The sequence below is a fragment of the Streptomyces sp. ATexAB-D23 genome (assembly GCF_000373645.1).
Classification (GTDB): domain Bacteria; phylum Actinomycetota; class Actinomycetes; order Streptomycetales; family Streptomycetaceae; genus Streptomyces; species Streptomyces castrisilvae.
Genome location: NZ_KB892013.1, coordinates 240675 through 259163 on the forward strand (window position 1 = coordinate 240675; position 18489 = coordinate 259163).

Below are 18489 nucleotides of genomic sequence, written 5' to 3' on the forward strand. Positions count from 1 at the left end.
GCGTAATTGCGCCTCGAAAAGCGTTACGGTTCCACCGAGTTGTCCGGTCCGCCGGGCAGCCACCCGGCGCGTGCCGCGTGCCAGCCGAGCTGGAAACGGGTCGCCGCGCCCACCTCTTCCATCAGCGCGCGCAGTCTGCGCTGGACGGTGCGGTGTCCCATACCCAGCTGCCGGGCGATCGCGGCATCGGTCAGACCGACGTGGAGCAGGGCCACGATCTGCCGGTCGACCGGGTCGACCGTGTCCTCGGTGCTCTCCCGCTCACCGGCCAGGTTCAGCCGCCACCCCCTCTCGAAGTGCTGCTCGAAGAGCGAGACCATGGCGGTGAGCAGACCCGTGCGATGGACGACGAGCGCCACCGGCTCCGTCTCGCGCTCCGGGTCCAGGGGCAGCAGGGCGACGCGCCGGTCCACGATGGCGAGCTTGATCGGGAGCTTGTCGGTGACGGAGATGTGCTGGCCCTGGGCCACACAGTGGGCCAGCAGACTGGCGGTGTGCGGGTCCTCCAGCCACTCGCGTTCGACGACGCTGCGGACGTTCACGCCACGCTCGATCATCTCGGCGTCGACCTCTTCGTGGTTGTCCTCGAAGCTGAGCACCGCCGGCACGTGCCGGGCGGGCACCAGGGTGCACAGTTCGGTCCTGGCCTGCCGCTGCATGGTCAGCAGCCGTCGTCTGATCGCCGCGGGGCCGGAGAGCACCTCGACCGGTGCCCCGGCGCCGTACAGCTGGGCGGCGCGGTGCCGTTCGGCGAGGTCGCCCACCAGCGACTCCACCCGGTGCAGTGCGGAGCGCCGGGACTCCAGGAGCGGGCCGAGCGCGACGACGGGCGAGGCGGCCCGGTAGCGGACGGTCCCCTCGGCATCCGGCCGGTCGGCGCTGGCGAGACCGCGCTCGACGAGCGAGTCGAGGGCGGGCACGGCGGTGCCGTCCATCAGGTTCGCGAACGCGCCCCGCTCGCTCTCGGGGCGGTCCACGAGCAGCCGGTAGACCGCGTCCTCCACGGGATCCAGACCGAGCAGGGTCAGCAGCGACGCGTCCCCCTGGTCCCGCGGCCCGGCGCCCTTCGGCCGGCCGTCCGCGCCCGCCTTCGCGTCGCCACCCGTCACTGCCCCTCCCGCTTGCCTCGACGGCGGTCAGGCTATCCGGGCGGTGGAGCCGGTGACCGGCTGGGTTTCCCGGTACGCGACCGCAGGGGGCCCGGAGTGGATCCGAGGCCCCCTGTGGTACGAGGTGCGCGCCGCGCCGCGCTCGCGGCCCTGGTTCAGACCGCTTGGTTCTGGGGCTCGCGATCGGGGAGCGGCGCCGGCTCCACGAAGCTCGCCGGCGGCATCCGGAACATGAAGACCGCGGCGACCAGACTGACCAGGCTGATCAGGGCGACGTAGAACGTCACACCGAGCGACGAGCCGGTGGCGTCCTGGAGGGCGAGGGCGATCATGGGAGCCAGTCCGCCTCCGATGATCGCTCCGGTCTGCATGACGATCGAGGAGCCGGAGTAGCGGACGTGCACCGGGAAGGTGTCGGCGATGATCGCGCCCTGCACACTGTGCGTGATCGGCATGACGAGCCCCATCAGGAGGAACGCCACGAGGGTGACCGCCCGGGAGCCCGAGTCCATCAGCGGGAGGAAGGCGCAGCCCGCAACCAGGAGCGCGACCGAACCGGCGAGGAACATCCGGCGCCGGCCGAAGCGGTCGGCGACGGTTGTCCAGAACGGGATCAGACAGCACCACACGGCCGCCGCCGCGGTGACGCAGAGCACGAGGAACTGCCGGTCGAAGCCCACGGTCGAGGTGCCGTAGGAGAGGCTGAAGACCATGAACACGTACCCCACGGCACCGCTCGCCACCGCGGCGAAAAGGGTGGCGGTGAGCCGGGGGAAGCCGACCTTGAGGGACTCCGCCAGGGGACGGGCCACCACATGGTCGCGGGAGACGGCGGCTTCGAAGGACGGCGACTCGGCGACCCGGAGTCGCACGAAGAGTCCGACGACGACGAGCACGGCGCTGAGCAGGAACGGGATGCGCCAGCCCCAGGCGTTGAAGGCCGAGTCGGGCATCACGGCGCCGGTGGTGAGGATGACCACGTTCGCGAGCACCAGACCGGCCGGCGTGCCCATCTGCGGGAATCCCGCGAAGAGGTTCTTCCTGCCGTCCGGGGCGTGCTCCATGGAGAGCAGCGTGGCCCCGGCCATCTCGCCGCCGAGTGCGACGCCCTGCACGAAACGCAGCAGGACCAGCAGGATGGGTGCCCAGACCCCTATCACCGCGAAGTTGGGGACGAGTCCGATGAGTGTGGTGGCGATCCCCATCATCAGGAGGGAGACCACCAGGGTTCCCTTGCGGCCGACCCGGTCACCGAAGTGACCGAACACCAGGCCGCCCACGGGGCGTGCGGCGAACCCCACGGCGAAGGTGCTGAACGCGGCGAGTGTGCCGGCGGTGGGACTCAGCGAGGGAAAGAACTGCGAGTTGAAGATGAGGGCGGAGGTCGTTCCGTAGACGAAGAAGTCGTATCCCTCGAGTACGGTCCCGCTCAGGGTCGCGAGTGCGACCCTTCGGGTCGCCCTGGCGTCCTGGTTGCTGCTTCGGCTGCTCTGTCTGTTCTTCATACCGTGGCCCTGTCAGGTCGGCTGGAAGGGGATTGCGCGGGTGCTGGCGTCATGTGCGTCGGCTCATTCCTCGAAGGGGACCGGGTCCGGAAAGGACTGCCGCGAAGTGCCCCAGACCGGGGCGGTGATGAAACGGTCGAGCCGGCCGCGGGCGATCACCTGCCGGGCCTCCTCGCCCGCCGCGGCGATCACTTCGGCTTCGTCGACGCGGGTGGGATGCCGGTTGCGCATGAGCACCCGGCCGGCCACGACGACGTGGCTGACGTCCTGGCCACCGGCCTTGTAGACCAGTGCGTGCACCGGCATGTGCAGGGGCTGGAGGTGCGGTTGGCGGGTGTCGACCACGATGATGTCGGCCGCTTTGCCCTCCTCCAGTGAGCCGATCTCGTCGTCCCAGCCGATGGCGCGTGCCGCGTCGATGGTGACCATTTCCAGCAGCTTGCCCGGGGGCAGCAGGAAGGTGTCCCGCAGTTGCAGCTGGGAGAGCGTCTGGGCCTGGCGTACGGCGGTGAACAGGTCGAAGCTCGACATGGGGGCGCAGCCGTCGGTGGTGACGGCCACCGTGACTCCCGCGTCCAGCAGTTCGGGGACCGGGCAGCGTCCGCGCAGGGCTCCGACCACCACGCCGGGGCCGTGCGTCACGCTCGTGCCCGTTTCGGCCAGGATGGCCACTTCGCGGGCGCTGAGGCCGAAGCCGTGCTGGAAGTGGACGTCCGGGCCGAGCAGTGCGTGCGGGTCGAGCCGGTGGGCGAGTTCGACCATGCCGCCGAAGGCGTCCGTGTGGACGCGGGTGCCGTAGCGGGCCGCGAGGTCGCGTACGCGTTCGGACTGTTCCCGGTCCTGTGCGGTCAGGCGGGTGGCGCGGTCGGGGCTGGTCGGGCCGCTCGGGTCGAGGGAGGGGACCATGGTGTACGGGGTGACGGCCACCCGTATCCGGCCGTCGGCTCCGTTGTGCCAGGCGGCAACGGTCTCCTCCGCCCCGGCCATCATCCGGTCGAGGCCCACGCGTTCGCGGTGGTACGTGGCTCCGCCCGTCCAGTGGCCCACTTCGCGCGGCCAGGGCAGACCGCTCGGGCCGACGCCGAGCACCTGGCGGGTGCCCGTCTCGGCGTAGGCGCGGGCGTGGGCGTCGCCGAAGGCCGGCTGGTCGGAGCGGGGCTGGGAGCCGAGGACGCTCACCGCGCAGGTGACGCCGGACTTCAGCCGCTCCAGGGCGGCGAGGCGCCCGTCCGCGTACCAGTAGCCGGGCGTGACGTGCTCGAAGTAGGTGCGGGTCGCGATCCGCATCCACCAGGACAGGGAGTCGACGCCGATCGTCTTCAGCAGGGCGTGCCCGCCGTGGCCATGGGCGTCTATGAGCCCCGGCAGGACGACCTGGCCCGTGCAGTCGATCGTCTCGGGGGCCGTCCAGCCGGCCCGTATCTCCCGGGTGGGGCCGACGGCGGCGACGCGGCCCTCGGTGACGGCGACCGCGCCGTCGGTGAGCACCCGCCGCCGCGGGTCCATGGTGATCACACAGCCGCCGGTCAGGAGGAGATCGGCCGGGCGGCGGCCGCGGTCGCCGTCGGTGGTCATGGTGCGGCCCTCCTGATGCGGTAGGTCGGCGGGAAGAGTTCCCGCTCGGTGCGGCCGAGGTGGTCGCGCTCGGTGTAGCCGGCCCGGTAGCGGTCGAGGTACGCCTGGGCGCGTTCCCGGTCGTCGTGGCGTGCGCCGAGGAGGGCGCCCTCGTCCACGACGGTGCGCCCGTTGACGACGACGGTGCGTACGTCCCTGCCGTTGGCGGCGAGGACGAGGGTGCGGATCGGGTCGTCGACGGGGCCGGTCCTGGCGCCCGACAGGTCCACCACGGTGATGTCGGCGCGCGTGCCCTCGGCGAGGCGTCCGAGGTCGGGGCGGCCCAGCGCGTCGGCGCCCCCGACCGTCGCCGCGTGGTACAGGTCGCGGCAGGAGCCGGCGGAGCGCCGGCGTTCCACCGCCTTGGTCAGGACCATCCCGGTGTCCATCGCGCGGATCATGTCGGGCGGGGCGGTGTCGGTGCCCATCGCCATGCGGATGCCACGGGCGAGGTAGCGGTCGAAGGACTCCAGGACCACGGCGTAGCGTGCCACCGCCATGGGGCAGAAGATCACGGTGGTGCCGCTGTCGCTCAGGAGGCCGAGGTCGTCGCCGGGGACGGGAAGTTCGCTGTGTCCCGCGACCGCCCAGGCGTGGGGGATCAGGGTGCGTGGCCCCAGGAAGCCGATGTCGTGGAGGAGTTCGATGGGGCGGCGGCCGTGGGCCTCGCGCAGGAGACCGACCTCGAACATGGTCTGCCCGGCGTGCAGTCTGACCGGGCAGCGCAGCTCGTCGCCGAGGTCGCGGGTGCGGCGCAGGAGCGCGGGGGCGACCGTCTCGATCCGGGAGGGGGCGAGCATTCCGCGTACCAGGCCGTGACCGGAGCCGTCGAAGTCCGCCACGAACCGGGCGGCGCCGTCCAGTCCGGCTTCGCCGAGCCGTGGTTCGTGGTGCAGCAGGGTGCGGCCCCGGGCGTCGACCACGGGCACGGCCGAGCGGTAGCTCGGGCCGAGGTAGACGCGCAGCCCGAGTTCCACCGCGGCTTCGGCCGCGTCGGCCATCTCCTCGTAGGTCTCCGCCCATTCCTTGGATATCTCCGAGGCGATGGGCAGGGCGGTGGTGATGCCGTTCAGGAGCAGCTGCCCGAAGGCGTAACGGCGTTTGAACGCCTCCTCCTCGCGGCTGAAGACCTCGTGGCGTCGCTCCAGATAGCTCTGCGACCACCGCTGGCCGGTGGCGAGCGCGTCGTCCTGGTAGGTGTCGAAGACCGCGTGGTCGATGTCGCCGAGGGCGTTGAGGTCGACGAAGCCGGGGCCGACCAGGGCGAGCCCCTCGTCGCGCTCGACGTCGACGCGCCCTTCGAAGCCGTGGCCGACGTGGATGACCGTGTCGTCCTCGTAGACGACCGCGCCGTTCTCGTGGACGACGTGGTCTCTCCCGTCGTGGCCGACGACGAACCGGGCCGAGATACGGGTCCTCATCGGGCCGACCTGACGGACTCGCCATCGGCTTCGCCGCCGGGTTCGCCGCCGGGTTCGCCGTCGGTGGCGAGGATCTCGCGCAGATGGGCGGCGGTGCGTGAGATGAAGCGCAGCTGTTCGGGCCCGTCGCACGGGGCGCCGGTGAGGTGGTCGAACGTCGGCCTCTCCCCCGCCGCGGCCATGTCCTCGTAGGCGTGGGTGAGGCGGAAGGTCTCGGCGAGCTCGGTGGTGGTGAGGTCGGGGTGCGCGGCCAGCCAGGCGGGGTCGTACACGTGCATCGGCATGATCGTGCGGTCCCGGGAGTTCTCTATGGACAGCCTGAGGCCGGGCCGGTGCTCACCCAGGGCTCCGAGGATCGCCGGCCAGTCCATGACGCCCTCGCCGCAGGGTGCCAGCATGCGTCCGATCCCGTAGTCGGTGCGGAACAGCGCGACGTCCCGGACATGGCTCATCCGTACGTACGGGGCCACGCGGCGGGCGGCCGCGACGGGGTCCTCGCCGCGGGCGACGACGTTGGCGGAGTCGTAGGTGATCCCGATGGCGTCCGGGCCGACGGCCTCCACCAGGCGGACCACCTCGAAGGAGGTGATCTCCTCGTGGGTCTCGACGTTGAGGTGGCAGCCCAGGTCCAGGGCCGCGGGACGCAGGACGCGGAGGAACTTCTCGATGCCGGCGAGCTGATCGCTCCAGGACGCGTCGGTACGGAACCGGTCGAACACGTGGTAACCGGGCAGCCCCGGCTTGTAGTTGGCGGTGCCCACCCAGAGTTCACGGCAGTCGATCTCCGCACAGGCACGCATCATCCGGACCATGCCGGCGGTGTAGTCGCCGCCGCCCAGTTCCCGGACCTCGGGCGCCTCCGCGTTGGCGTACGGGTTGACCTTGGCCAGCCCCATCTCCAGGTAGAGGCCGAGTTCGTCCGCGCGCCGGCGCAGTTCCTTCAGGACGTGCCGGTCCAGCGTCGGGGTGACGTCGAGGACGGTCCTGAAGAAGACGCCGTCCATGCCGAGTTCGGCCGCCGCCCCAAGGTTCTCCACCGCTGAGCGCGTCGACGCCCCGGGAAGCTTGCGGCCGTCCACTCCAACCTTCATGCGTGTTTCTCCTTGCGCTGTTCCGTTGCGATTCATGACAGTCGTGATTCATGACAGCCGTGACTCATGACAGGGGGGGGCGGCCGGTGCCGGAAAGTGGCACTTCACGGTGACCGAGCCGTGGGGCGAGACGAAAGGGGTGGGGCCGGGGACGTCGCGGCGGCAGCTTTCCTGGCCGCGGCCCCGCGGGCAGTGCGGTTCGAAGAAGCAGCCACGCCCCGTCCCCGCACCGCGCGGGGGTGCGGCGGCTCCCGTGCGCAACGCCTCGGTGAGCCCGTGCCGTGGGCGGGCGCGGAGTTCGGCGGCGGGCCCTCGTTCGACGATCCGCCCGCCCGCGACGATCTGAAGCGTGTCGCAGAGCCGGGCGACCGCCGCGAACGGGCCGCCGACCACGATCAGCCCGGTGCCGTCCGCGTCGAGAGCCGGGGCCATGGCCCGCAGCCGGCCGGTGCGGGCCCCGGCCTCGTCGGCGGACAGGCCCGTCAGGTCGGCGACGAGAACCCGTGGCCCGGCCGGTGGACGCCCGGTGTGCGGGAGGGCGGGCGCCGCCGGGCCGAGCGGGGCGATGTTCCCCGCACTCCGGTGGGCCGGCTCCCCGGGCTCCGTCAGGCTGCGTACGGGCCCGCCCGCGAGCCGGGTCGTACCCGCGACTACCCGGTCACCGTGGGCCGGGCGGCCGGTCAGGGCACGGGCGAGCAGCGGGAGGGCCGACTCGGCCTCCCCCTGCACCGCGAGACGTTCGCCCCGGCGCAGGTCGAAATTCACGTCGTCGAGAACCGGGAACTCCGCGTCGCCGAGCGACACGGCCGCTCGCAGACCGCGCACCTGGAGCAGTACCTCACGGGCCGCGACTCTCGGGCCCGGGGAGGCGGGTATGTGGTGGGCCATCACGTCGTTCTCCCAGTCCGCCGGGGTGGTGCGGGCTCTCCCGGCCGTTCCTGCTGCGTTCGTTCCTGGTGAGTTTCGGCGCCGGAAGTCATGCGTGTCCAATACTTGTTACGACCCACGGCATAGCCGTACGGGCATGATGAGGACCGCCCCGCTCGGAGGGCTTCCCCTACCGCCCCTTGCCTGTTTCGTCTGCTGGACCTCTTGTTCCATAGCCGTCGAGGCATACCCTGAGGCGATGGATCCCGAGAGGCTGTTGGACGGCCGCCTGAAGTTGCGCCATCTGGTCCTCCTCACGACCATCGCCGAGCACGGCAGCGTGATGCGGGCCGCCGAGCACCTGCGGGTGACTCAGCCGGTCGTGACCCGTGGTCTGCGGGAGCTGGAAGCGATCCTCGGCGCCGAGGTCTTCGACCGCGGTCCGCGCGGGGTGACGCCCACCGTCTGCGGAGAGGCGTTCATCGAGCACGCGCAGGTGGTTCTGGCGCATATCCGCAAGGCGGGCCAGCACGTGGCCGAACTGACCAGCGGCCAGGTGGGCACGGTCACCGTGGGCACGCATCTGGCCGGGGCCGGCCTGCTGCTCCCCAAGGCCATCACCCGGCTCAAGCGGGAGCGGCCCAAGGTGACGGTCGTCGTGAAGGAGGCCCCGCCGGACGTGCTCCTCGCCGACCTCATGGCCGGCCAGGTCGACCTGACCGTGGGCCGGCTCAACGCGTCGGACCACGGTGGCCGCACCCGGCAGATCCAGCTGTACAGCGAGCCGGTGAAGCTGGTGACGCGGGCCGGCCACCCGGCGCAGGCGCTCGACGCGCCGCGGCTGGCGGACCTGATGCACTTCCCGTGGAGCCTGCCGGTGGCCAACACGTCCCTGCGCCGGGAGGTGGAGCGGGTCTTCTTCGAGGCGGAGCTGCCGCTGCCCGAGGACCGGGTGGAGTGCACGTCCATCCTGACGTTGCGCACACTGCTGGAGGAATCGGACACCGTGGCCACGCTGCCGGTGCTCATTCCCCAGCGTGACGACCGGCTCGCCGTCCTGCCCACCCCCCTGCCGTCGGTCTCCCGGCTCGTCGGTGTGACGCTGCCGCACGAGCGCGCCCACAGCCCCAGCACCCAGGCCCTGCTCCAGCATCTGCGGGATGTGGCGGCGGAGATCCGGGGCATGCTGAGGCCCGCGGCCGACGCCGGCTGACGCGCGTACGCCGGCCGGCTCCCGCGGGTCTCACCCGAGCGGAACCGCGGCCGTTGCCGGCCGTGGCGGCAGGCAGGCGGCCGTCCCGGTCACCGCCTACGACCGGGGCCGCGTCACTCCGCAGGCTCCAGGAGGCGGTCGAGCGTCCGGCGCCCCATGCGGCTCATGGCCGGGTTGCTCTCGGCGTAGTACCAGACAAGGCCCATCGCCTGCTGGAACGCCCAGGCCCTGCCGCGCTCCCACTCCACGTCGTCACAGCCCAGCGTTCCGCGGAGCACTTCCCGGGGACCTGACCGCAACAGGTGCCAGGCACCGACCAGATCCAGCGCGGGGTCGGCCGGGCCGAAGCCGCCGGTGTCGAGTACGCCGCCGAGCCGGTCTCCCGCGACCAGGACGTTGCCGGGGATCAGGTCACCGTGGCTCATCACGTCGCCGCCCGTGCGTGGCAACTCCCGGAAACGGCTCCACATCCGGCGCAGCCGGACCACGTCTAGGGCCTGTCCGGCGGATCTTCGTGGATCAGCCCGCGGCGTCTGGTGCATCCCCGAGTTCTCGGCTCCGCTCGAACAGGGGAGACCCCACTCCTCGGCGCGCGCCCGAATCGCCCTCGTACTGGACGTACTTGGGTGATTCGGGCGTGCGGCGAGAGTGCGTGCCAGGCGTCGCGGGCCCGCGAAGGTCCGCCGGACAGGCCCTAGCAGTCCCTCGCTCTCCTCGAAGCACTTCGCCATCCAGGCATCGTGGTGGGCGAGCACACCGCCACGGCCCTCGCCGCTGAACAGCCGCCCCCGCGTACCGGCGGCGCGCAGGGCGGCGATGAAGGCAGCGAGGTCCTCGGCGAACGCGTCGGACCCACTCGGGTCGGCGTCGAGGGCGACCGTTCCCGGCAGCCATGTCTGGAGGGACCACGGCATGGGGTAGCCGGCCCCGGGCCTTCCCAGGGCGACGGGTTCCGGGGCGGGGAACGGAGACACCCGGGCCAGCTCCGCACTCGCCCGGGTCTCCCGTTCCAGGACCGCCAGCGCCTCGGCGGGATCGGCCGGACGCAGCGGGAGGCGCGCGGAGAGGTCGTTCCCGACGCGGAAGATGGCGTTGACCGTCCCCGTCGACGGCAGGCGTCGCACGGCCAGGCGGCTCCACCGGGGGAACTGTTCCTGGATCAGGGCCGCAACGGTCTCGGGGGTCACGTCCAGTTGGTCATCGTGCATGGTCATTCTCCCGGCCCCGAGGGCAGCGCCGCGACAAGGACGAGGTCCCCTGGCTCCGGGGCACGAGGCGGCAGCGGTTGAGGCGGTTCGGTCGGGGTCACCGCGGCAGTATCCCGGCGTCCCGGGCGACGGGCCACGCATTTTCGATCACCCGCCCCGCGAGGGACGCGGCGTGTTCTCCGCCGGCGCGCCCGCCCGCCTCCGCGCGAGCGGGCCGGGGCCGTCAGCGCGGGACGGCGACGAGTGGCGCGGTCAGGGCGCCCGGGTCGCCGGTACGGGCGAAGGCGGCCCAGGCCGCGCGTACGCCCCGGCCGGCCGCGTCCACCTCCGCCCAGGGGAGGGTGCCCAGCATCGGCGCGTGCCGCCAGGCGCGCTCCGACCCGAGGAGCAGCGGGATCTCGACGCAGTGGGTGGCACCGTGGGGTGAGCCGGACGGCCGCCAGTCCAGCCGGTATCCGTGGACGCGGGCGCCGTGGTGTGCCAGCCGCTCGTGGAGGCCCCGCAGCGGCTCCTCGTACACGCGCCGGGTGCGTTCCGCGACGCTTCCGCTGTCGGACGGGCCCTCGGGGAAGGCGGACATGTCGTCGGCGTTCCATCCGTACAGGACGTCCGGGGCGTGGCCGGCGAAGGGCGCCGGGCCGGTTTCGGCGGGCAGGGGCGCGGTGCCGCTCACCGGGCCGAACGGCGGGGCCAGGAAGTCGCCGCTCCGGCGCTGGTGGTCGGCCGCGGTCCGTGCCTGGGCGGCGATCAGTTCGTCCGTCGACGCGGTGCGGGGGTCGCCGCCGAGGTGGGCGGCGAAGATCCTTCCGGTCTCGCGCGCCTCGGCCGGGGTGCGGGTGGCGATGGAGAGCGGCGGGCTCTGAAGGATCACCCGGCGGAACAGGGAGCGGGCTTCGGGCGTCCGCAGGAGCAGCAGCGCGGACAGGGCCCCCGCGGACTGGCCGAAGACGGTGACGTTGCCCGGGTCGCCGCCGTGGTCCGCGATGTGTGCCCGCACCCAGCGCAGCGCCTCCATCTGGTCGTACAGGCCGAGGTTGCCCTCGCTGACCCCGTCGTGGACGAGGTAGCCGAGCGCGCCGAGCCGGTAGCTCGCGCCGACCACGACGACGTCCTGCTCTGCGGCGAGGGCGCTGCCGTCGTACCAGTCGAGGATGCCCGAGCCGCTGTTGAAGCCGCCGCCGTGGAACCACACGAGGACCGGGCGGCCCGCCGCCGGAGCGGCGGGGGCGGTGACGGTGAGGTGGAGGCAGTCCTCGCTCCGCGGGTGCCGGCCGGGAGGCGGGCCCATCAGCGCTTCGAGGCGGGACGCCGGCTGGGGGCAGATCCCGTCGGACGGCGGGGCGGTGTCGCCGGCCGCCACGGGGCGGGGCCGGGCGAATCGTCCGGCCGTGGCGAACCGGATGGGGCCGCTGCGGACCGTCCGGGGAGTGTTCATGCTTCACCTGCCGGTTCGGGGACGAGCCGGGCCTGTTCGACGGGGCTCTCGGGAACCATACGGAACAGCGCCACCGCTCCGACGAGGCTGAGGGCGCACATGCCCACCAGATACCAGGTCACACCGGTCGAGGACCCGCCCGGTCCCAGGAGCGCGCTGGAGATCATGGGGGCCAGACCGCCACCGAGCACCGCGCCGACCTGGAGGACCAGAGAGGTGCCGGAATAGCGCACGCGCACCGGGAAGGTGTCGGCGATGATGGCGCCCTGGACGCAGTGGGTCACCGGGATGATCAGGCCCATGCCGGCGAGCGCGAGCAGCGCCGGTACGCGGCCTCCCGTGTCGAGCAGGGGGAAGAAGACCGCGCACCACAGCAGGATGGCGACCGATCCTCCGATGAAGAGCGTGCGGCGCCCCTTGCGGTCGGCGACCGCGGTCCACAGGGGTATCGAGACGAACCAGAGCACGGCGGCCGCGCTCACCCCGAGCACCAGGAACTGCTGGTCGAAGCCGAGGTGTTTGGTGCCGTAGGACAGCGTGAAGACCATGAAGACATAGGCGACCGCCGAGTTCGCCACCACGGCGAGCAGGGTGACGGCCAGCCGGGGCAGTCCGGTCTTCAGCGCCTCCGCCAGCGGGAAGCGGACCACCTCGTCCTCCTGCCGGGCCCGGTCGAAGGACGGCGATTCCGTGACGCGGAGCCGGACGACGAGTCCGACGCCCACCAGGACGAAACTCAGCAGGAACGGGATGCGCCACGCCCAGGCGGTGAACGTGGCGTGTCCGGCCAGCGAGTTGGTGGCCAGGAAGACCATGTTCGCCAGGACCAGTCCGGCCGGTGTTCCCATCTGCGGGAACCCCGCGTACAGGTTGCGCCGCCCCTCGGGGGCGTGCTCCATCGACATCAGGGTGGCTCCGGCGCCTTCGCCGCCGAGGCCGATGCCCTGGACGACGCGCAGGACGACCAGGAGGACGGGGGCCCACAGGCCGATGGAGTCGTAGCTCGGCACCGCGCCGATGAGGGTGGAGCCCAGCCCCATCATCACCAGAGAGACCACCAGCGTCGAGCGGCGTCCCAGCCGGTCACCGAAGTGCCCGAAGACCAGCCCGCCGAGCGGCCGGGCGACGAAGCCGACCGCGAGGGTGGAGAAGGCGGCCAGGGTGCCCGCCGCGGGGCTCAGGGAGGGGAAGAACTGCTTGTCGAAGATGAGGGCGGCGGCCGTGCCGTACAGAAAGAAGTCGTACCACTCCAATGTGGTTCCGAGAAGCGTGGCAAGCGCCGTTCTGCTCGCGCCCGTGGGACGGTCCGCGTCGCTCATGGATCACCTCGTCTGCTGGGGAAGCGGGGGAATCCCGCGCTTTCGGTGGATCCTGGGCCCCCCGGCAGGGGGGAACAAATGCCGTTTCGTCCCGGAGCTATAGCGGTGCGGGTATACCGGGCGACCGAACCCGTCGTGCCGGACCGGGCCGATGCCACTCGGGCGCGGTCGGATGGAAGCTGCCGGGACCGCCCTGACCTGCGTAAAGACCGGTGGGATGGGAAGGGGCCTGGTGAAGACATACCGAAGTCGGCATACCTGAAGCGCGAAACGTCATTTGTCGTCATGGCTGCGCGATCCCAGGGTGTAGACCATGACGGCACAGACTCCGCGGTGGATCCGCAACTTCGTCGATGGACACTTCATCGACCCCGACGACGGCGGCAAGAGTTTCGACGCCATAGACCCGGCCACCGGCCTCGCCCACTCCCGCGTCCACGAGGCCGACGCCCCGCTGGTCGACCGGGCCGTCACAGCGGCGCGCAAGGCGCTCGGCCCCTGGTCGGCGACCGCCGTGCGGGAGCGGACCGAGGTCCTGCGCCGGGCGGCCGACCTGATCGAGGCGCGGTTCGACGAGTTCGTGGCCGCCGAGGTGGCCGACACGGGCAAGCCCGTGGCGCTCGCCCGCGACCTGGACGTGGCCAGGGCCGTCGCCAACTTCCGTACGTTCGCCGACGTCGTCGCGGCCGCCGGCCAGGAGTCCTTCCTGACCGACCTGCCGGGCGGCCGGCACGCCCTCAACTACGCGGTGCGCAAGCCCCTCGGGGTGGTCGCGGTCATCGTCCCGTGGAACCTCCCGCTCCTGCTGCTCACCTGGAAGGTGGCCCCCGCCCTGGCCTGCGGCAACACCGTCGTGGTCAAGCCCAGCGAGGAGACGCCCGGTACCGCCGCCCTGCTCGCCGAGGTGCTCGCCGAAGCGGGGCTCCCGGCAGGCGCCTACAACGTCGTGCACGGCTTCGGCGGCGGCTCCGCCGGGGAGTACGTCACCACACACCCCGGCATCGACGGCGTCACCTTCACCGGCTCCACGGCGACCGGCGCCCACGTGATGAGGACCGTGGCACCGCGCGTGCGCCCCGTCTCCTTCGAGCTGGGCGGCAAGAACGCCGCACTCGTCTTCCCCGACGCCGACCTCGAAGAGACCCTGGACGGCCTGACCCGGTCGGTGTTCGCCAACACCGGCCAGGTGTGCCTGTGCACCGAGCGGGTCTACGTCCACCGGTCGGTCTTCGCCGACATCGCCGACGGTCTGGTCGAACGGGCCCGCTCCCTGCGCCTGGGCAGTCCGCTGGACCCGGCGACCACGACGGGGCCGCTCATCTCGCAGGCCCACCGGCAGAAGGTGCGCGGCTATCTGGACCTGGCCGGTGAGCTGGGCGCGAAGGTCCTCACCGGCGGCGGCACCCCCGCTCTCGGAACGGAGCTGGACGGCGGCTCATGGATCGAACCGACGCTGTGGACGGGCCTGACGAACGCCGACCGCCCGGTGCGCGAGGAGATATTCGGCCCGGTCGCCGCGCTGATCCCCTTCGACACGGAGGACGAGGCCGTCGCCCTGGCCAACGACACCGACTACGGTCTCGCCGCCTCCGTGTGGACCCGTGACCTTCGGCGCGGGCACCGCGTGGCGCAGGCCATGAACGTCGGCATGTCCTGGGTCAACACCTGGTTCCTGCGCGATCTGCGCTCGCCGTTCGGCGGTGTCGGCCTCTCCGGTCTGGGCCGTGAGGGAGGCGCGTCCTCCCTGCACTTCTACACCGAGCCGACCAACGTGTGCGTGCAGCTGTGACGGCCCCCCGCAGCCCCGGCGGCGGGGGCTCGCCGGCTTCCCCGACCATGACCGAGCAGGCCGCCCCCCTCCCGGGCGGCCGGAAGGACGTGACCATGGGCGACCACGCCCAGCACCGCGGCCGGGCCCCCGTGCCCGGCGCGCATCCGACCACGTGCGCGCCCGCCGCGCACCGCACCGAAGGAGGCATCCGATGATCCTGGAGGAAACGGTCCGGACGCTGGCTGAACGGCTCGACGCCGCCCAGAGCACCGTCACGGACATCCGCAGCCTCGCCGACACGCACACCCTGACCGTCGAGGACGCCTACGCCGTGCAGACCGCGCTCCTCGCCCTGCGTCAGGGGCGCGGCGAGCGCGTGACCGGCGTCAAGCTGGGGTTCACCAGCAAGGCCAAGATGGAGCAGATGGGGGTCTCGGAGATCATCGTCGGCCGGCTGACCGACGCCATGTGCGTGGCGGACGGCGGCACGGTCGAGCTGGCCCGGTTCATCCACCCGAAGGTGGAACCCGAGGTCGCCTTCCGGCTGGGCCGTGACGTGGACCTGGACGATCCGGACACCGACATCGTCTCCTGCGTGGACGCCGTCGCACCCGCCCTGGAGATCATCGACTCCCGCTACCGGGACTTCCGTTTCACCTACGAGGACGTCGTCGCGGACAACACGTCGGCCGCAGGCTACGTCATCGGCCCCTGGCTACCCGTCGGGGACGTGTCCGACCTGGCCGTGCGGCTGCACGGCCAGGGCCGCGAGGTGCGGGGTTCGACCTCGGCCGTACTCGGCGCTCCGGTCAACGCCCTGCACGCCCTGCTCGACATGGCCCGGCGGCGGCGCATCCCCCTGCGCGCCGGTCACGCCGTGCTCGCGGGCGCCGCCACCGAGGCGGTGCCCCTGGAAGCCGGAGTGATCACCTGCGAAGTCGACGGCCTCGGCCGGGTCGGCGTGAGGGGCGTCTGATGGAACAGGCACGAATCGTCCCGGGCAAGGCGCGACCGCGCGGCCGCTTCCCGCACTTCCGCCGCGCCGGAGACCTCGTCTTCGTCTCCGGCACCAGCTCCCGCCGGCCCGACAACTCCTTCGTCGGCGTGGCCACGGACGAGCTGGGCACCACCGACCTCGACATCCGTGCGCAGACCCGTGCCGTCATCGAGAACATCGGGGACATCCTCGCCGAGGCGGGTGGCACGCTCTCCGACGTCGTCCAGGTCACGGCCTATCTGGTCTCCATGAACGACTTCGGCGGCTACAACGAGGTCTACGGCCAGTACTTCGACGAGAACGGCCCGGCCAGGACCACCGTCGCCGTGCACCAGCTCCCCCATCCCCACCTGCTCATCGAGATCCAGGCCGTGGCGCATCTGCCGGCCGCCAACGCGAAGGAGACATCGTGACGGACATCCCCGAGGTCATCGACTTCCAGGGCTGGATCGACGCCCACGCGCATCTGCTGAAGCCCCCGGTGAACAACCGCACCATGTCGCTCGGCAACGACTTCATCGTGCAGATCGTCGGCGGCCCCAACCAGCGCACGGACTTCCACCTGGACCCGTACGAGGAGTGGTTCTACCAGGTCAAGGGGGACATGCACGTCAACCTCATGACCGACGACGGCCCGCGGACCGTGCACATCAAGGAAGGGCAGGCGTGGCTGCTGCCGGGCAACGTCCCGCACTCCCCGCAGCGCCCCGACCCCGACTCCATCGGTCTGGTGATCGAGCGGGTCCGTGAGGAAGGCACCCTGGAGAAGTTCCTGTGGTTCTGCCCCTCGTGTTCCGCGACCGTGCACGAGGTGGAGCTCCAGGTCCGCGACATCGTCGCCGATCTGCCCCCGGTCTTCGAGGAGTTCTACGGCGACGAGCGGGCCCGGGTCTGCTCCGCGTGCGGGACGCCGCACCCCGGGAAGGGCTGACCCGTGGCAGAGCTGATCGACGTCCACACCCATTACGTGCCGCGGGGCTGGCCCGACCTGTCGGCCCTCGGCGGGCCGGACGCGCCCTGGCTGCGGATCGAGTCCGAGTCCGAAGCCATGATCATGACCGGCTCCTCGGAGTTCCGCCGCATCCAGGCGGACTGCTGGGACGCCGAAACCCGGCTGCGGGACATGGACAAGGACGGTGTGCGCGCCCAGGTGGTCTCCCCCACCCCGGCCTTCTTCTCCTACGGGCGCAGCGGAGACGAGGCCGCGAAGATCGCGCGGATCTTCAACGACCTGGCCCTGGAGATCACCGCCCCGGCCCCGGACCGGCTGATCCCGTTCTGCCAGGTCCCCCTCCAGGACCCGGACGCCGCGTGCCGGGAGGTGGAGCGGGCCGTCGCCGCCGGACACCGGGGCGTGGAGATCGGCAACCACGTCGGTGACCGGGATCTGGACAGCGAGGGGGTCGTCACCTTCCTCCAGCACTGCGCGTCGCTCGATGTGCCGGTGTTCGTGCACCCCTGGGACATGGATTCCTCGCCCCGGCTCGACCGGTGGATGGCGCGGTGGCTGACGGCGATGCCGGCGGAGACCCATCTGTCGATCCTCGCGCTGATCCTGGGCGGCGCGTTCGACCGGATCGACGAGCGGCTGAAGATCTGCTTCGCACACGGCGGCGGTTCGTTCGCCTTCTGGCTGGGCCGGATGGAGAACGCCTGGCACGGGCGCAACGACATCATCGGCACCTCGCAGTACCCGCCCTCGCACTACCTGGGCCGGTTCTACGTGGACTCGGTGGTCTTCGACGACCGTGCGCTGCGGCTGCTGGTGGACACCGTCGGCGAGGACCGGGTCATGGTCGGCAGCGACTACCCGTATCCGCTGGGCGAGCGTCCGGCGGGCGCGGTGGTGCGCGAGAGCCGTTCGCTCACCGAAGCGGCCCGGCACAAGATCACCCGCGGGAACGCGGAACGCTACCTGGGGCTCTGACCCCGTTGCCCGTCCGGCCCCCGGTCCGCTTCTGGCGGGTCCGCCGGACAGGCCCTTGCCGTCAGCCCCGTGGCGGCCTCCTCCAGGCTCCGCGACAGCGCTTGCGCGGAGGGGCTGAGGGTGCGGTCCGCCGACAGGGTCAGTCCCACCCGGTGCCCGATCCGGTCCATCGGCACCGGGATCTCGGCCAGTCTGCCGTCGTCCCGGATCAGGGAGCTGGGCAGTACGGCCACCACGTCCGTCTCCAGCAGCAGCTGGCGCACGGTCAGGAAGGACGTGGCCTCCACCCGGTTCCGTGGCAGGCCGAGGCCGTGGAGTGCGAAGAGTTCCTCCACCTCGCGGCGGAGCACGGTCTGCCGGCCGGGCAGGATCCACGGAAAGTCGAGGGTGTCCGCCAGTTCGACGCCGGGTGACGCGGTCAGCGCGTGGCCGGCGCGGACGACGAGGCCGACGGACTCGTCGTAGAGCGGGCGCCGGACCAGGCCCTCACCGGAGGACGCGGTCAGCCGGCCCACGATGAGGTCGACCCGCCCGGCTTCGAGGTCCAGCAGCAGGTCCTCGGGGGATGCCTCGCGCACCACCACCGTGAGGAAGGGGTGGTCCCGCTTCAGCGCGGCCACGGCTCTCGGCAGCAGGATGTTGGAACCGGCCAGATGAGTGCCGACGACGACGGTCCCCCGGTCGGCCTCGGCCAGCTCCACGACGTGCCGGCCGGCCTGGGCGAGCTGGGCGAGGACGGCTCGCGCGTGCTGGGTGAACGCCTCGCCGAAAACGGTCGCGGTGACGCCGCGGGGGCCGCGCTCGAAGAGCGCGACCCCGAGGATGTCCTCCACCTCGTGCAGGCTGCGGGTGGCCGCCGGCTGGGTGGTGTGCAGCTCGGCTGCCGCCGCCACGACCGATCCCTGCCGGGAGAGCGCGTCCACCAGCAGCAGGTGCCGCATCTTGAGCCGGCCGTCGAGCAGGCGGGGAATGTCCACGGCACGACCCTAACGGAGCCGTCCCCGGCTCCTTC

General features: G+C 72.0%; 16 protein-coding genes. 6 read left to right on the plus strand and 10 right to left on the minus strand.

Annotation, left to right across the window (positions count from 1 at the left end; genetic code table 11):
• Positions 1 to 23: 23 nt before the first annotated feature.
• From B082_RS36110 to B082_RS0114205, 6 genes are all read right to left on the minus strand, one after another.
• The gene (locus B082_RS36110; protein ID WP_018552465.1) at positions 24 to 1109 is read right to left on the minus strand and encodes a helix-turn-helix domain-containing protein; all 1086 of its coding nucleotides are present in this window, start codon (positions 1107 to 1109) and stop codon (positions 24 to 26) included.
• Between the two features lie 155 nt (positions 1110 to 1264).
• Positions 1265 to 2614 (minus strand): MFS transporter, encoded by a 1350-nt coding sequence (locus B082_RS0114185; protein ID WP_018552466.1) that lies wholly within the window; start codon positions 2612 to 2614, stop codon positions 1265 to 1267.
• A gap of 63 nt (positions 2615 to 2677) precedes the next feature.
• Positions 2678 to 4189: an amidohydrolase family protein gene (locus tag B082_RS0114190; RefSeq protein ID WP_018552467.1), complete on the minus strand. Its 1512-nt coding sequence runs from the start codon at positions 4187 to 4189 to the stop codon at positions 2678 to 2680.
• The gene (locus B082_RS0114195) at positions 4186 to 5649 is read right to left on the minus strand and encodes a chlorohydrolase family protein (RefSeq protein ID WP_018552468.1); all 1464 of its coding nucleotides are present in this window, start codon (positions 5647 to 5649) and stop codon (positions 4186 to 4188) included. The genes B082_RS0114190 and B082_RS0114195 overlap by 4 nt, the downstream gene beginning before the upstream one ends.
• Positions 5646 to 6740, minus strand: coding sequence for a sugar phosphate isomerase/epimerase family protein (locus B082_RS36115; protein ID WP_202454289.1), 1095 nt, complete (start codon positions 6738 to 6740; stop codon positions 5646 to 5648). The genes B082_RS0114195 and B082_RS36115 overlap by 4 nt, the downstream gene beginning before the upstream one ends.
• A 48-nt stretch (positions 6741 to 6788) precedes the next feature.
• Positions 6789 to 7628 carry a hypothetical protein gene (locus B082_RS0114205; protein WP_018552470.1) on the minus strand — a complete coding sequence of 280 codons (840 nt, stop codon included), beginning with the start codon at positions 7626 to 7628 and terminating at the stop codon, positions 6789 to 6791.
• Between the two features lie 238 nt (positions 7629 to 7866).
• Here B082_RS0114205 and B082_RS0114210 point away from each other — a divergent pair, with 238 nt between their 5' ends.
• On the plus strand, positions 7867 to 8820 hold the full coding sequence (locus tag B082_RS0114210; RefSeq protein ID WP_018552471.1) for a LysR substrate-binding domain-containing protein: 954 nt from the start codon (positions 7867 to 7869) through the stop codon (positions 8818 to 8820).
• A gap of 113 nt (positions 8821 to 8933) precedes the next feature.
• Here B082_RS0114210 and B082_RS0114215 read toward each other — a convergent pair whose 3' ends face one another.
• The 3 genes from B082_RS0114215 to B082_RS0114225 form a co-directional block, all read right to left on the minus strand.
• Positions 8934 to 10034: a phosphotransferase gene (locus B082_RS0114215; protein WP_018552472.1), complete on the minus strand. Its 1101-nt coding sequence runs from the start codon at positions 10032 to 10034 to the stop codon at positions 8934 to 8936.
• 217 nt (positions 10035 to 10251) lie between these two features.
• A complete protein-coding gene (locus B082_RS0114220) occupies positions 10252 to 11463 on the minus strand; it encodes a carboxylesterase family protein (RefSeq protein ID WP_018552473.1) in 1212 nt (403 codons plus the stop codon).
• Positions 11460 to 12782, minus strand: a complete 1323-nt coding sequence (locus B082_RS0114225) for an MFS transporter (RefSeq protein WP_078622571.1) — start codon at positions 12780 to 12782, stop codon at positions 11460 to 11462. Before B082_RS0114225 ends, B082_RS0114220 begins: the two co-directional genes overlap by 4 nt.
• A gap of 313 nt (positions 12783 to 13095) precedes the next feature.
• Between B082_RS0114225 and B082_RS0114230 the strand changes: the two genes are divergently transcribed.
• The 5 genes from B082_RS0114230 (at position 13096) to B082_RS0114255 (ending at position 17477) form a co-directional block, all read left to right on the plus strand.
• On the plus strand, positions 13096 to 14571 hold the full coding sequence (locus tag B082_RS0114230) for a 2-hydroxymuconic semialdehyde dehydrogenase (protein WP_018552475.1): 1476 nt from the start codon (positions 13096 to 13098) through the stop codon (positions 14569 to 14571).
• Positions 14572 to 14764: 193 nt separating this feature from the next.
• On the plus strand, positions 14765 to 15529 hold the full coding sequence (locus B082_RS0114240) for a 2-keto-4-pentenoate hydratase (protein ID WP_018552477.1): 765 nt from the start codon (positions 14765 to 14767) through the stop codon (positions 15527 to 15529).
• The gene (locus B082_RS0114245) at positions 15529 to 15963 is read left to right on the plus strand and encodes a RidA family protein (RefSeq protein WP_018552478.1); all 435 of its coding nucleotides are present in this window, start codon (positions 15529 to 15531) and stop codon (positions 15961 to 15963) included. The genes B082_RS0114240 and B082_RS0114245 overlap by 1 nt, the downstream gene beginning before the upstream one ends.
• On the plus strand, positions 15960 to 16481 hold the full coding sequence (locus B082_RS0114250; RefSeq protein ID WP_018552479.1) for a 3-hydroxyanthranilate 3,4-dioxygenase: 522 nt from the start codon (positions 15960 to 15962) through the stop codon (positions 16479 to 16481). Before B082_RS0114245 ends, B082_RS0114250 begins: the two co-directional genes overlap by 4 nt.
• Positions 16482 to 16484: 3 nt before the next feature.
• Positions 16485 to 17477 carry an amidohydrolase family protein gene (locus tag B082_RS0114255; RefSeq protein WP_018552480.1) on the plus strand — a complete coding sequence of 331 codons (993 nt, stop codon included), beginning with the start codon at positions 16485 to 16487 and terminating at the stop codon, positions 17475 to 17477.
• Here the strand turns inward: B082_RS0114255 and B082_RS0114260 are convergent.
• The gene (locus tag B082_RS0114260; RefSeq protein WP_018552481.1) at positions 17462 to 18454 is read right to left on the minus strand and encodes a LysR substrate-binding domain-containing protein; all 993 of its coding nucleotides are present in this window, start codon (positions 18452 to 18454) and stop codon (positions 17462 to 17464) included. The two genes, B082_RS0114255 and B082_RS0114260, sit on opposite strands and share 16 nt — an antisense overlap.
• Between the last annotated feature and the right edge of the window lie 35 nt (positions 18455 to 18489).